Here is a 13,269-nt window from a genome sequence, read left to right as displayed (position 1 = left end):
TAAAAACGGAGTTTAAATCTCCGTTCTTATCAATTCGCTGTCAACTGTCAACTGTCAACTGTCAACTGTTTAACCATATGTCAAAACAGCTCAATTCAAATCCCGCCCCCGCAGCCATTACCGCTCCCCTTGGACTTTTGGTAGGTTTCACCTATCCTTTTCGAGCTTTCACGCTGATTTTGCAAACTCCCAAGCTGTGGACTTATGTATTAATTCCCGTCGTCCTAAATTTTTTAATTGGTATCGGTCTTTATTTAAGCTTGCTATTTCCTAGTTTGGCAGGCATAGACGTTTTAGTTGCCGATTTGTCAGTCAAATTTAATGATTTAATTGCGAGTTTGCCAGCTTGGCTGAGCTTTCTTGGCGTCTTAACAATCGGTTTCGGCTGGCTGCTGCGCGTACTTTTGGTTTCAGGACTTTTGTTAATAATCGGGTTTTTATTAGTCCAGTTTGGCGTGATTTTAGGTTCGCCCTGGTACGGCAAATTATCCGAACAATTGGAACTTCTGCGGAACGGTCAATTGCCCGCAGAAGCACCAATGAACTTGGCGAGTATTTTTCGGGATCTACAAATGGCGATCGGCTTTGAAATCCGAAAACTACAACTTTTGTTCAGCATCGGGATACCGCTCCTGCTGCTGAATTTTCTCCCCGGCCCCGGCTCTATTCTTAGCAGTTTAGGAGGCGTAGCTTTGGGCGCGACTATTGTCTGTTTGGACTTTTTAAATGCACCTTTGGAGCGGCGGAAGCTACCTTTTCAGGATAAATTTGAGATAATTCGGGCGAGTTTGCCGGCTAGCGGGAGTTTTGGTTTGGTTTGTTTGGGTTTGGTGAGCATTCCCCTGTTGAATCTGTTGGCGATTCCACTGTGTATGACGGCGGGGACTTTGTTTTTTTGCGATCGCATTTGGCCCGCCCGCTTCGCCACAGAAGAAACCAACAGCCCGACCGAATCTAACATAACAACTTAGGATCGCAAATTAAATAATTTACACTCTTGAAAGTGGGATGGGCGTCCCGCCCGTCCTTTCTGGACGGGCGGGACGCCCATCCCACAAGAACAATAAAGATTGTAAGTTATTTAATTCTCATTCCTTAAAAACTAGCGAGATGCTTCTACTTTCTGCCGAATGCCTTCTACCTTCCGCTGACTCTGGGAGTTAGAACTCAGAAACGGGCTTAAAAAAATCCAACTAACGAAAAAGAAGGAAGCTGTAAATAGCTGGACAATATCGATCGCGGACAGGTATCCGTCAGACAATAGTGCAATGCTTCTATCTGTCAGCCCGAATATCCAAGACAGAATCCCAAACAGCCAAATGCCTTTTTGGAGCATTGGCAAAAATGCTGAAACTTCGGAGTTTTGCTGCTTGTTCATTGATTTAGCCCTTGTTTGCGAAGAATCTGGTTAACCGAGCACCCCAAGGGCTTAAGGATTTTTGGTCTCCTCGGATTCCCTTTGTTATCTATATGTTAAGAAATGTTTCCCAATATTGCAATTTGCCCCTGGAGGTATTTGCACATCTATCTCAGGAGGTAGTCGCAGCGTGAAAAATAGGTAAACTTTGCTACACTTTTGCAGGAAGCGCGATCGACCTCTCACCACGAGTCCGCTCTTGGCATTAGTGCCACTCCTTGATATAGTGAGTGATAACTTTTTCGATTTTCGATTTTCGCTTTTTGCATAGAAAATCAAAAAGTTGGAAATGACTTACTATGTATGGGTTTAAAGCTTGCCAACAGTTGCATTATTTTAGGAAAATGGTGTCACAACTTAGGTAAAAAACTCTGAGACGCAGAAACTGGGTTTTTTCACAAAAATCCCACCAGACAACGCGAGGGATATCGGTTGAAAAACCGATGAAAAACCAAAGTAATCAACCCGCTGTCCGTTAGACTTATCAAAGACCGAAATCAAAAGAATATGTTATTTAACAGTATTGAATTTCTAGTATTTTTTGCAATTGTTTTCACCATATATTATTTCCCTCCCTTACAAAAACTGCAAGTTCCCATCCTCATAATTGCCAGCTTCATATTTTACAGTTGGAACGCTCCCGCACTGCTGTCAATCCTGCTCCTCTCAATTGCGATCAACGCTACAGCCAGCTTTCAAATTGCCAGAATTTCAGACAAGAAACAGCGTTTTTTTTGGGCCTTATTAGGAGTATTTCTGAATGTATTAATTTTGAGCTTGTTTAAATACGCCGGTTTGCTCACTAACTTTGTTGCAGATGTTTTTAATATTGCTCGAACCGAAGGCAGTATTGCTTATTTATTCTTAAAATTACCTCTGCCAATCGGTATTTCTTTCTACACCTTTGAAGGCATAAGTTTAGTGGTAGATGTACTGAGTCAAAAAGATAAAAGCGAAAGCGAAACAGAATCCCACGCTTACGTATCACCCAAATTTAGCCAACACCTGCTCAATACTTCATTTTTTATTAGCTTTTTTCCCAATTTACTCTCAGGCCCTATTTTAAAATCCAAGACATTCTATCCCCAGATTGAGCCTAAATATTTAAAAGACATTTCTTTCAATTTCATTTTTAGATCGCTCACAGTCGGCTACTTCCTAAAAATGGTCGTCGCCGACAACTTAAAAGACTATACCTTCTGGATCAGCTTTCCCTACTACCAAGGATTTGGAACTATTACCAACCTGACGCTGCTGTTCGGCTACTCAATCCAAATCTTCGCCGATTTTGCCGGTTACTCCTTAATTGCGATCGGTTTAGCAGCGGCTTTGGGCTACGCAATTCCCGACAACTTCAACTTTCCCTACATCTCCCGTTCCCTCTCCGAATTCTGGAGAAGGTGGCACATTTCCCTATCAACTTGGCTCAGAGATTATCTATACTTTCCCCTAGGAGGAAACCGTAAAGGAAAAATCAGAACTTATCTTAACTTAATGACAGTAATGACTTTAGGCGGATTGTGGCACGGTGCTGCTTGGAGTTATGCAGTTTGGGGAATTTATCACGGATTTGGTTTAGCAGTAGAACGCTTTTTTGGGTTCGACAAATCCAAAAATAAATCCCCAGAACCCAATTCAGCAGAAACCAAACCAATCTGGCAGCAATTATTATTTGACAGCGTTAGCGTTGTAGGAATTTTCTCTTTTGTTTCCTTCGGATGGCTGCTTTTCAAACTCCCACGATTTGAAGAAGCAGTTGACTTCGCAGTTACTTTAGTTCGCAACTATAAAGTCAAGCCTGGTTGGACTCACATTATTCCGACGCTAACTTTTTCCCTACCAGTAGTAATTTATCACATTCCTCATTTTCCCACTTGGCAAAATCTGATGAAACATGATTCACTTAAAAAAAATCAAAAATTCTGGAGTATTTATCAAGATGTAGCTTTAGGAATTATGCTAGCAATGATATTCCTCAACAGTGGCAGCTCGAAACAATTTATTTATTTCCAATTCTAGAAGGTGTTCAATGTTTATAAAATACAAGTTGCGATCTATTCTGCGCCCGGTACTAATTTTCCTGTTTGTAATAAGTTTTTATCAAGTTCTCGTCAGTGGCGGAGTGTTGCCAGCTTCTGACGGAGTTAGCCTGATTCAAAATAATATTGTCAAAGCTCAAAGGTATGTATATGATGATTCCGATCTGAAAATTGTCATGGTGGGTAGTTCTCTATCTGCCAACCTTCATGTTACAGACATTGGAAAGGGCGTAAATAGCATAGCTTTGGGGGGAGGATCGAGCCAGACGGGTTTAGAAATAGTTAAAAAAAGTAATAGCAACCCTCCGATTATTTTGGTAGAAATTAACGATACTATTAGTCGCACAATAGATAGGGATTTAGTTGAATCTTTGTACAATCCTGTTTTTTATTGGATGCGCCAGTATTTGCCAATACTGAGAGAAGAATATCGTCCAGTTAGTATTTTTATACATTCGTTAAAAAAACGCTCTAAACAAAATCAAAAAGCAACAAAAGAGGCACTAGATAGCGGAGAGGCTCGCAATCTTACTCCGGAATTATCGCAAAAAGCTATCCAAACAACAGTTGACATTCAAAGCCAACCTTTGTCTAAAAAAGATGCAGAAGATATCAAAAAAGAAGCTGCTGTAATTAGAGCTCAAATCGCTGAAATCAATAAAAATAGCGGGGCAAAAATAATTTTATTTGACATTCCTCAAGAGTCGCGAGTTGACGCTGCAATCAGGAGAAAACAAGTCCGAGAATTGACTAAAAAGCTGTTTCCGTCCGATCGCTTTGAGTGGTTGCCCCCCCCGCCCCCGCGAGAATGGCGCACCAATGACGGCATTCACTTGATCCGCAGCGATGCTAGGGATTTTGCCAAGTTTTTGAGTCATAAATTGTTGGGCTAGTCAGGGCGGGGACTCTTGGCATGGCCCCTGCAAAGGAAAGCTTGTCATTCTCTTTGAAGTATGTCATACTACAAATGTCTGTGATGTCAGCTTAAAAATCGTAAGGTTTGCAGCCAGGACTTCAGTCCTCAAAGCCCTAAAAGCCACACGAGAAAGAGTTTGACGATCGCCCTGCAACCATACTTGACATGAGTTCAGCATCAATAATTTAGAACAATGGCACGATTAAATCAGATTATCGCGATCGAGAAAGGCATCAAAAGCCGATCGATCCAAGAACTAGCAGAAGCCCAAAAAGCCCTCCAAAAGCCCGCCGTGCTTTCGGGAATCTCCCGCACGTACCGCCCCAAAGACGAAGAAGGCGAACAACTGCCACCCGAGTCCAAAAAAGTCGAAGTCAAAGCCGAAGAGATTATCCGCAAAACAACAGAAGTTTTGACCAAACTCTTCGACGTAACCGCAACCAAAGACTGGACAAATTGCAGAGCCCGTGCCGACGTAACTGTAGACGGAAACGTGCTTTTGAGCCAAGTGCCAGTCAGCTATTTACTATTCATTGAAAAGCAACTGTCAGAGTTGCAAGCATTTATCAAAAAACTTCCTGTTTTAGATGCTTCCGAGACTTGGAACTTTGATGCTTCAGCCGACTGTTGGGCAACAGAACCGGTGCAAACTCTCAAGACTTTTAAAACTCCGCGCAATCACGTGAAAGCTGAAGCTACGGAACACCATCCGGCTCAAGTCGATGTTTATTACGAAGATATTACGATCGGCTACTGGCGCACTGTCAAGTTTTCTGGAGCTTTACCAGCGCAGCGGATCAATGAGTTGCTGCAAAGGGTGGAAATATTGCAGAAAGCTGTGATGTTTTCCCGCGAAGAAGCTAACAATTCTGAAGTTGAAGAACAGAGAGTAGGAGAGCGAATTTTTCAATTTATTTTCCGCTAATAGCTTGCTTTTTTGATAGTTATGGTTTAAGATATAAACAGAGTACAAGCTCAATCTCAAACTTTAATTTAAACCGTACAACTGTGACAGTACAGGTTCGACTCCTGTCCCTTCAACCTAATAATGAGGGGTAGCCCAAATTGGCAGAGGCAGCGTTGCGTACAAATTCAATAGCAAATTATTACTCTAAACTCAGCATTCACCGCCGATCGCCAAAACGAATGTCAGGAACAATCAGGTCATCGAGGTTGCTGGTTCAATTCCAGCCTCCCCAACCAAACACTGGGGAGTAGCTCAATCGGTAGAGCGCGATGATATTAATCTTAAATCCTTGACTTAAATGTGGTAGCGTGTAAAATGGCCGGTAATAGAAACCCAGTAGTAAGGTCAGAACTACTGGGTTTCGCGCTAATAATTGAATCAATCCGTTAAATCCGTCAGTCCAGGACGCATCAAGACAGATGAGTTACTGTATCAATCCTCAATGCGAACAACGGGAAAATACTGCTGCTACTCAAAATTGTCAGGCTTGTGGCACGGCTTTACTAATTGCCGATCGCTATCGTATCATCAAGCCAGTGCGATCGCCCAATCCCGCACGCCCCACAGACATCTTTGAAGTCCAAGATTGGGGAACCGGGGACAATGAATGGGGAACACTCAAGGTGTTAAAAGTCTTGAAACATACACACAATCCCGATTTACTTCGTTTGTTTCAACAAGAAGCGCGGGCATTAATTTGGCTAGCGGGAAAGGGAAGAGTTCCCCAAGTCGAACCAGACGGTTATTTCCAGCTTAAATTCCCCCATAACTCGCAGCAATTGTCTTGTTTGGTGATGGAAAAAATTATTGGCGAAAACTTGGCAGAATTTCTAACTAAACATCAGTACATTTCTCAAACATTAGCTGTTGATTGGCTGCAACAAATGCTCTATATTTTGGAGGCAATTCACAAATATCATTTAGTGCATCGGGATATTAAGCCATCCAACTTGATGCTTGCAGCCGATGGGAAATTGAGATTAATTGACTTTGGGGCTGCAACAGAAGCAGGGATTGATACAACGCCTGTAGGTTCTGCTGGATACTCTGCGCCCGAACAAATTGCAGGTAAAGCTGAAGTGCGATCCTCTTCGAGGGCTTCGCTAACGGACTTTTTTGCTTTGGGCCGTACTTTTGTACATTTATTAACGGGTTTGCAGCCGATCGACTTTCCCGTCAATGTAAAAACTGGTAAAATAAATTGGAGAAATCAAGCTGTAGGCGTTGACGAGTTGTTCGTAAGCTTGATCGACGAATTGATGGAACCGATACCAGAAAACCGACCTGAAAATACCCAAGTTATTTTAGAAAAACTTAAAAATATAGAGCTTTTAATTACCGGCGCAGAACCGAAGTAACAATCACCGTGATAGTGGCACTAGCAATCAGAGTAAAAGCAAGCTGCACAACCCACTGAGTCGCTTGCTGGTAGTTGGAAAATCGATCGTTGAACTTCTCGACATCAGTCGCTAGGTTGTCAACACGAGTTGATAGGTGGTCAACACGGGTTGATAGGCTGTCTAATTTTTCGATTACATCTGTCAGTGTTGGTTCGGTGGATGGTGTGTCAATCATCTCTGGTTTCTCAACTCAATAATTCTATGATACCAGATCGGAATTGCCGAGCGTAAAAAATAGTAAGGTGCGCCCCATCTACAATCTGCAAATTTCATCGAACATTTCATAGTGACGCACCCTACAAGTTGATACAACACAGTATAGTCTTTCGATTACCTGCACAGAACCAATGCCCAATTCCCAATGCCCAATTCCCAATGCCCTTCCCAATTCCCAATTCCCAATTCCCAATTCCCAATTCCCAATTCCCAATTCCCAATTCCCAATTCCCAATTCCCAATTCCCAATTCCCAATTCCCAATCAATAAATCTCTTCCAACCGGCGAAAATCACGCTCAACTTCCGCCCACAAAGCCCGATTGTGAGGGTCAGTTTTCACCGCCTTTTTCAAATAAATTCTCGCCTTATCCACCTGCTTTTCCCCGATCAAATGCCGTCCCCAGCGCTGATAGGCGATCGCCTGCCACTGTCGCACCTCCCGATCTTCGGGCATCCGCTGGGCCAAACCCTCAATTAGGGCGATCGCCCGCGGGAACCTCTGATATTTCAGCAACTGTTGCAGTTCAAAATAAGCATCTTTTTTTAACTTGTCTTCCGCCGCCGACAGATCCTGCTTATCTTCAGTGGGTTGCTGTTTCCGAGTCACCTTAACTGCTTGCGGTTGAGCTTTCACCGCCTCCGCTGGCGCTGTGGGAGTCGGCGGTACAGTTGAATTGGCAACTTTCGATTCCGCAACATCGGCGGGTGCAATATTCACCAGGAACTTATAAGCCTCAGTAATAGCAATAAACTTATTCTTAGCCTGTTCGTTTCCCGGATTCACATCCGGGTGATACTGTCTGGCTAACTTTCGATAAGAGGCCTTAACTTGCGATAAACTCGCACCAGATCTTAGCCCTAACTGTCGGTAATAATCTGCAATATCCATTTAGCATGAATCAAGTTTTCTAATACCATTAAATATGGCAGAATCCTTAAATGTAAAGATTCTGCCAAAATTTACCGCGAACTATGGTAGTGCGAGGGTTGCCCGCACTACTACACTATCAAAACCACTTACCAGAAAGAATTGGTTTAAAGCCTCTCCCTTAAGCGGGAGAAATTAAAACAAGACTATTCATTACTCAAATCCTCGGACTTGCAGGTCAACTGTCAACTGTCAACTGTCAACTGTCAACTGTCAAGGACGATCTTCTACCACTTTGTCGATCAAGCCGTATTCCTTGGCTTCCTCGGCGGACATGAAATAGTCGCGATCCATGTCTTTCTCGATTTTCTCGATCGGCTTTCCGGTATTTTTAGCATAGATACCGTTGAGTTGGTGGCGCAAGCGCAGAATCTCCTTCGCCTCAATCTGAATATCCGTTGCTTGTCCCCGCGTCCCCCCAGAAGGCTGGTGAATCATGATCCGCGAGTGAGGCAAAGCCAACCGTTTGCCCTTCGTACCCGCAGCCAGCAGGAAAGAACCCATCGAAGCAGCCAAGCCCACACAAATCGTCACCACGTCAGATTTAATGTGCTGCATGGTATCAAAAATAGCCATGCCTGCCGACACCATCCCCCCGGGGGAATTGATGTACAAAATAATATCTTTGCCCGAATCTTCCGAATCGAGATACAGCATCACCGCGATGATTTGATTGGCAATTTCATCGTCAATGTCCTTGCCCAAGAAAATAATCCGTTCCCGGTAAAGGCGATCGTAGATATTAATCCACTGAGTATCATAACCACCCGGCATTTTGTAGGGAACTTTTGGCACACCTATAGGCATAATTCGGAACTCCGTTTAGTTGGTAATTGGTAATTGGGAATTGGGAATTGGGAATTGGGAATCGGTAATTGGGAATCGGTAATTGGGAATTGTTAGTCATAAAAAAACTATTGAATAACTAATTCAGGGTAGAAACTACTAGCCATTAACCCTTAATTTTTACTCATGCCACATTCCCCATTCCCCATTCCCCATTCCCCATTCCCCATTCCCAGTTATACGACGGCCGCAGAAAGGGCTTTCGGCAATTCTTCCGAACTTTCAAGAACGCGATCGATCAAACCGTATTCTTTCGCTTCATAGGGCGTCAGGTACAGCAACCGATCCATATCTTTAGTAATTTTGTCGATCGGTTGGCCAGTACAGCTTGCAAAAATATCGAGCATCGTCGCCTTATTTGCCAGCACTTCCTTCGCCCGAATTTGAATGTCGCTGGCTTGACCTCGCGTGTAAGCCTTGGGTTGGTGCAATACAATCGAAGCGTGGGGCAAACTCGCCCGAAAGCCCTTTGTACCGGCCGCTAATAGCATCGCAGCCATCCCCATTGCCGAACCGAGACAAATAGTCTGCACGGGCGGCTTAATGTACCTGATCGTGTCGCAGATAGCGAAGGCTTCGGTTTCAAAGCCGACGGGTTCGCCACTGTAACCAGAAGTGCCGGTCGAGTTGATATAGATTTTGATCGGCTTATCCGGGTCTTCGTACTGCAAGAACAGCAGTTCAGCGATAATCAGTTCTGTTACCGCAGGCACCAGAGGCATACCCAGATAAACGATCCGCTCCTTCAGCAACAGGGAAGGTAAATCGGGAGGGGGAGTTCGAGAGTTGCCCTCTCCGTAGTATTGCGATTGCACGGCTTTAATGGGTGTGTTCATGTTTGTTTTTGCCTGGGGACACCCACCATACTTCGGCTACGGCTCGCTTGAGCTAAGTCGAAGGGCTCAGCACAAGTATCTGTACTCAGCTTGGTGGGACGAAGAAAGGAGGGCAGAGTATGTGCCTTTCCTCAAAAGAATGGGGTTGTTGACAACCGAAATGTTGCCTGAACTCATGGAGTTATTCTTAAAGAAATAGTAACGCAATCTTTAGGTATCCCGCATGAAAGTTAGTTTGCTCCCGGTCTTGAACGACCCCAACCTTGATGCTGCTGCGCCATCAACCCAGCGCCAGCTAGCCGTTTCAGTGTCGGCGACGGCAAGCGCGATCGACGAGAGCGTACCTTTAAACCTGTGCCTGATTCTCGACCACAGCGGCTCGATGGGCGGGCGTCCCTTGGAAACCGTCAAACAAGCCGCCGGACGGTTGCTGGACAGGTTAAAACCTGGGGATCGCTTTTGTGCGGTGGCTTTCGATCACAAAGCCAAAGTTCTCGTCCCCAATCAAGTTGTGGGAGATCCCGCCAGCATTAAACGGCAAATCGAGCAATTGCGCCCCGCTGGCGGCACGGCAATTGATGAAGGGATTAAGTTAGGTATTGAAGAGTTGGGGAAAGGCAAAAAAGAAGCAATATCTCAGGCGTTTCTGCTGACTGACGGCGAAAACGAACACGGCGACAATAACCGCTGTTTGAAGTTGGCGAAACTGGCCGCTGAGTACAACATGACTTTGAATTCTCTGGGATTTGGGGATAACTGGAACCAGGATATTTTGGAAAAGATTGCTGATGCTGGCGGCGGTGCTCTGGCTCATATTCAGCGGCCGGAAGATGCGGTTGATGAGTTTGGCAAGTTGTTTACTCGCATCCAAGGTGTAGGTTTGACTAATGCTTATTTGCTATTTTCGCTGATGCCAAAAGTGCGGTTAGCCGAACTCAAACCGATCGCGCAAGTTGCCCCGGATACGATCGAATTACCGGTGCAGCAGGATGGCGATCGCTTTATGGTGCGTTTGGGAGATTTAATGAAGGATGTAGAGCGAGTAGTTTTGGCTAATATTTATATTGGACAGTTGCCGGAAGGTACGCAGGCGATCGGGCAATTACAAATTCGCTATGACGATCCGACAGTCGGTGAAGGTTTGCTTTCCGATCCTGTTGCAGTTTCGGCTAATGTCCTAAAAGTTTATCAGCCTGCACTTAACCCGATGGTGCAGCAGCACATTTTAGCTTTGGCTAAGTACCGCCAAACTCAACTCGCAGAAACTAGGTTACAACAGGGCGATCGCGCTGGTGCGGCCACGATGCTACAAACGGCTGCTAAAACTGCTCTGCAAATGGGCGATAAAAGTGCCGCAACTGTGCTGCAAACCTCTGCTACTCGTTTGCAGTCTGGTGCAGAATTGACGGAAGCCGATCGCAAGAAAACTCGCATTGCTTCTAAAACTGTATTGAAGTAATATTATTTTCGCTTAATTGCGATCGGCAGCATTGTTCGTAGTAAGGAATGCAAGTCCTAATTTACTAAAAGCCTTAGAGAGGACTAAAGTCCTTACTACGAACCGGTTTATAATGTTTGTACCACCTATCGAGAGTGCTTGTATGAGCCAGACAATATCTGATAAAGTACGCTGGACTACCGCCGATTTAGAACTCTTACCCGATAACGGCGATCGTTATGAACTTATTGATGGAGAGTTATTTGTGACTAGAGCACCGCATTGGGGTCATCAACAGACTTGTGGCAGATTTTTCTCTGTGCTTGATACTTGGTCGATGTCTGCTGGTTTAGGACGAGCTGCAATCAATCCAGGGCTGATTTTCACAGAGGCCGATAACGTCATTCCTGATGTAGTTTGGGCGAGCAATGAACGCTTGGCCCTCTTGCTAGACGAAGCCGGTCATTTAACCGCCGCTCCTGAGTTAGTGGTTGAAGTATTATCTGCTGGTACAGATAATGAAAGAAGGGATAGAGATTTGAAACTCCGACTTTATTCAGTGCGGGGAGTACAAGAATACTGGATTGCTAATTGGCGGTTGCAGCAAATAGAGGTTTATCGCAGGGAACAAGCAAGTTTAAGATTAGTTGCTACGCTGTTGAGAAACGATCAACTTACTTCACCTTTGTTACCTGGTTTTAGTTGCTCTGTAGCTCAGGTTTTTGCTTAGACTTATGAAATATTTGTACAGAGCGATCGCACTTTGCGGATTTGTTACCGTTTTGGGCGGAATATCCCCTGCCATTTCTATTCAATCCCCACCAATATTCATCGTTCAAAATGCGGCTGAAGACTTATTCAACAGCGCTTTAGCCAAGTCAGAGGCTGGAGATATCCCAGGGGCGATCGCAGATTACACCGCAGCTATTGCCATCAACCCCAACTACGCCAAAGCTTATAACAAACGCGGCATCATTCACGGCCGCTATCTCAAGGACTATCCAGCAGCCAAAGCCGACTTCGATCGCGCCATTGAAATTAACCCGAAGTATGCCGATGCTTACTACAACCGTGCGAAAGTCCGCTATTTATTAAAAGACAAACCGGGCGCGATCGCTGACTATCAAAAAGCCGCCGATTTTTATCAAAAAGACGGCAAGACAGAAGATTATCAAGATGCAATAAAACACCTGCACAGGCTGCTATTATAAATGTTTTGGGAAACAGGGTATAATATAACCACAGCTTTAAAATTGACTATTTAGAAGGGGAAAAATTTAGCCCGATCAAACACGAATACAGACAAGGAGAAATCTACGCAATGGCGGGAGCAAGCGATGCCCATGAAACAATTTGCATCAACCTCGTCAACTTGCTCACAACTCACGTTAGAGGTAGAGGTTGTCGCATCTATGCAGGAAACATGAAAGCCAGAATTGAAGAGGCAGATGTATTTTACTATCCCGACATCATGGTTACTTGCGATGAAAGAGATAGAAGCCTTCAATACTTCAAACGCTACCCGCGCTTAATCGTAGAAGTTTTATCTCCGACAACAGCAGCATTCGATCGCGGAAATAAATTTGCCGACTACCGCACCATCGAAACTTTACAAGAATACGTGGTTATCAATCAAGAAAAGTTCGCTTGGATAGCGCAGATTTTGAATGCTCGATCGCCTCAATTTACGAAGATGTTTTAGAAATCGGTTAAAATAGTCGATCGCACAAACACCAAACATTCATCTGCGTCCATCTGCGGTTGAACACTCCAAATTCACCCCGTCAAAAAATGTCTGCAACCTCCACCGTCACCGTCAGCGTACCCGCCACAACCGCCAACCTCGGCCCCGGTTTTGACTGCATCGGCGCCGCTTTAAGCCTCCACAACTCCTTCCAATTCTCTCTCCTCGAACCCCCAGCAACCGAGAAATTGCAAATTACAGTTACGGGTGCGGAAGCAGCCAAAGTCAAGACAGACGACAGCAATCTCGCTTACCAAGCCTTTGTCAAGTTATACGAATACCTGCGTCAATCCCCCCCACCAGTCGCGATACATATAGATATGCAAGTACCGCTGGCGAGGGGTTTGGGGAGCTCCGCTACCGCTATTGTCGGCGGGTTGGTAGGGGCGAATTGTTTAGCCGGCAAGCCTTTGAGTCAGGTGGATGTGATGCAGTTGGCGATCGAACTTGAGGGACATCCCGACAACGTTGTCCCCGCTTTACTCGGAGGATGTCGCCTTGCTGCTAGCAATACACCCCCC

16 protein-coding genes are annotated in these 13,269 nt (G+C 44.8%); 10 read left to right on the top strand and 6 right to left on the bottom strand.

The annotated features are described in order from the left end of the window. Positions 1–77 precede the first annotated feature (77 nt). On the top strand, positions 78–971 hold the full coding sequence (locus tag JGK20_RS08695) for an EI24 domain-containing protein (protein ID WP_293174659.1): 894 nt from the start codon (positions 78–80) through the stop codon (positions 969–971). A gap of 131 nt (positions 972–1,102) precedes the next feature. Here the strand turns inward: JGK20_RS08695 and JGK20_RS08690 are convergent, their stop codons facing one another. Then, positions 1,103–1,378 (bottom strand): hypothetical protein, encoded by a 276-nt coding sequence (locus JGK20_RS08690; protein ID WP_293174656.1) that lies wholly within the window; start codon positions 1,376–1,378, stop codon positions 1,103–1,105. Between the two features lie 546 nt (positions 1,379–1,924). Here JGK20_RS08690 and JGK20_RS08685 point away from each other — a divergent pair. From JGK20_RS08685 to JGK20_RS08670, 4 genes are all read left to right on the top strand, one after another. Further along, positions 1,925–3,436: an MBOAT family O-acyltransferase gene (locus JGK20_RS08685; RefSeq protein ID WP_293230087.1), complete on the top strand. Its 1,512-nt coding sequence runs from the start codon at positions 1,925–1,927 to the stop codon at positions 3,434–3,436. Positions 3,437–3,446: 10 nt separating this feature from the next. Then, entirely contained in the window at positions 3,447–4,349 is a 903-nt protein-coding gene (locus tag JGK20_RS08680) for a hypothetical protein (RefSeq protein ID WP_293230084.1), read from the top strand. Between the two features lie 216 nt (positions 4,350–4,565). Beyond that, entirely contained in the window at positions 4,566–5,297 is a 732-nt protein-coding gene (locus JGK20_RS08675) for a hypothetical protein (protein WP_293189697.1), read from the top strand. Between the two features lie 461 nt (positions 5,298–5,758). Continuing rightward, positions 5,759–6,697, top strand: coding sequence for a serine/threonine-protein kinase (locus tag JGK20_RS08670; protein WP_293230081.1), 939 nt, complete (start codon positions 5,759–5,761; stop codon positions 6,695–6,697). On the opposite strand, the gene JGK20_RS08665 is transcribed toward JGK20_RS08670, so the two are convergent. From JGK20_RS08665 to JGK20_RS08645, 5 genes are all read right to left on the bottom strand, one after another. Next, positions 6,675–6,914, bottom strand: coding sequence for a hypothetical protein (locus JGK20_RS08665; RefSeq protein ID WP_293174641.1), 240 nt, complete (start codon positions 6,912–6,914; stop codon positions 6,675–6,677). The two genes, JGK20_RS08670 and JGK20_RS08665, sit on opposite strands and share 23 nt — an antisense overlap. Positions 6,915–6,992: 78 nt before the next feature. Next, entirely contained in the window at positions 6,993–7,250 is a 258-nt protein-coding gene (locus JGK20_RS08660; RefSeq protein WP_293230078.1) for a hypothetical protein, read from the bottom strand. Then, on the bottom strand, positions 7,219–7,845 hold the full coding sequence (locus JGK20_RS08655; RefSeq protein ID WP_293230076.1) for a DnaJ domain-containing protein: 627 nt from the start codon (positions 7,843–7,845) through the stop codon (positions 7,219–7,221). Before JGK20_RS08655 ends, JGK20_RS08660 begins: the two co-directional genes overlap by 32 nt. A gap of 252 nt (positions 7,846–8,097) precedes the next feature. Further along, positions 8,098–8,691, bottom strand: a complete 594-nt coding sequence (locus JGK20_RS08650) for an ATP-dependent Clp protease proteolytic subunit (RefSeq protein ID WP_293174632.1) — start codon at positions 8,689–8,691, stop codon at positions 8,098–8,100. A 215-nt stretch (positions 8,692–8,906) separates the two neighbouring features. Continuing rightward, positions 8,907–9,566 carry an ATP-dependent Clp protease proteolytic subunit gene (locus tag JGK20_RS08645; RefSeq protein WP_293174629.1) on the bottom strand — a complete coding sequence of 220 codons (660 nt, stop codon included), beginning with the start codon at positions 9,564–9,566 and terminating at the stop codon, positions 8,907–8,909. Between the two features lie 223 nt (positions 9,567–9,789). Between JGK20_RS08645 and JGK20_RS08640 the strand changes: the two genes are divergently transcribed. The 5 genes from JGK20_RS08640 to JGK20_RS08620 all read left to right on the top strand — a co-directional run. Continuing rightward, a complete protein-coding gene (locus JGK20_RS08640) occupies positions 9,790–11,025 on the top strand; it encodes a VWA domain-containing protein (protein ID WP_293230073.1) in 1,236 nt (411 codons plus the stop codon). Between the two features lie 142 nt (positions 11,026–11,167). Continuing rightward, positions 11,168–11,734 (top strand): Uma2 family endonuclease, encoded by a 567-nt coding sequence (locus JGK20_RS08635; protein ID WP_293174623.1) that lies wholly within the window; start codon positions 11,168–11,170, stop codon positions 11,732–11,734. Between the two features lie 4 nt (positions 11,735–11,738). Continuing rightward, the gene (locus JGK20_RS08630) at positions 11,739–12,215 is read left to right on the top strand and encodes a tetratricopeptide repeat protein (protein WP_293174618.1); all 477 of its coding nucleotides are present in this window, start codon (positions 11,739–11,741) and stop codon (positions 12,213–12,215) included. A gap of 110 nt (positions 12,216–12,325) precedes the next feature. Continuing rightward, positions 12,326–12,706, top strand: a complete 381-nt coding sequence (locus JGK20_RS08625) for a Uma2 family endonuclease (protein ID WP_366038676.1) — start codon at positions 12,326–12,328, stop codon at positions 12,704–12,706. A gap of 89 nt (positions 12,707–12,795) precedes the next feature. Continuing rightward, positions 12,796–13,269: homoserine kinase (locus tag JGK20_RS08620; RefSeq protein ID WP_293230070.1), on the top strand; the 474-nt coding region annotated here is incomplete at its 3' end.

The organism is Microcoleus sp. PH2017_05_CCC_O_A, from assembly GCF_020738785.1.
Lineage (GTDB): Bacteria > Cyanobacteriota > Cyanobacteriia > Cyanobacteriales > Microcoleaceae > Microcoleus.
Note: the sequence above shows the minus strand (reverse complement) of the source record. Positions and strands in the feature narration are given on the sequence as shown.

Bases quoted from the DNA above. Each gene is read 5' to 3' on its own strand.
- JGK20_RS08695 (WP_293174659.1), top strand. From the start codon at position 78: ATGTCAAAACAGCTCAATTCAAATCCCGCCCCCGCAGCCATTACCGCT.
- JGK20_RS08690 (WP_293174656.1), bottom strand. From the start codon at position 1,378: ATGAACAAGCAGCAAAACTCCGAAGTTTCAGCATTTTTGCCAATGCTC.
- JGK20_RS08685 (WP_293230087.1), top strand. From the start codon at position 1,925: ATGTTATTTAACAGTATTGAATTTCTAGTATTTTTTGCAATTGTTTTC.
- JGK20_RS08680 (WP_293230084.1), top strand. From the start codon at position 3,447: ATGTTTATAAAATACAAGTTGCGATCTATTCTGCGCCCGGTACTAATT.
- JGK20_RS08675 (WP_293189697.1), top strand. From the start codon at position 4,566: ATGGCACGATTAAATCAGATTATCGCGATCGAGAAAGGCATCAAAAGC.
- JGK20_RS08670 (WP_293230081.1), top strand. From the start codon at position 5,759: ATGAGTTACTGTATCAATCCTCAATGCGAACAACGGGAAAATACTGCT.
- JGK20_RS08665 (WP_293174641.1), bottom strand. From the start codon at position 6,914: ATGATTGACACACCATCCACCGAACCAACACTGACAGATGTAATCGAA.
- JGK20_RS08655 (WP_293230076.1), bottom strand. From the start codon at position 7,845: ATGGATATTGCAGATTATTACCGACAGTTAGGGCTAAGATCTGGTGCG.
- JGK20_RS08650 (WP_293174632.1), bottom strand. From the start codon at position 8,691: ATGCCTATAGGTGTGCCAAAAGTTCCCTACAAAATGCCGGGTGGTTAT.
- JGK20_RS08645 (WP_293174629.1), bottom strand. From the start codon at position 9,566: ATGAACACACCCATTAAAGCCGTGCAATCGCAATACTACGGAGAGGGC.
- JGK20_RS08640 (WP_293230073.1), top strand. From the start codon at position 9,790: ATGAAAGTTAGTTTGCTCCCGGTCTTGAACGACCCCAACCTTGATGCT.
- JGK20_RS08635 (WP_293174623.1), top strand. From the start codon at position 11,168: ATGAGCCAGACAATATCTGATAAAGTACGCTGGACTACCGCCGATTTA.
- JGK20_RS08630 (WP_293174618.1), top strand. From the start codon at position 11,739: ATGAAATATTTGTACAGAGCGATCGCACTTTGCGGATTTGTTACCGTT.
- JGK20_RS08625 (WP_366038676.1), top strand. From the start codon at position 12,326: ATGGCGGGAGCAAGCGATGCCCATGAAACAATTTGCATCAACCTCGTC.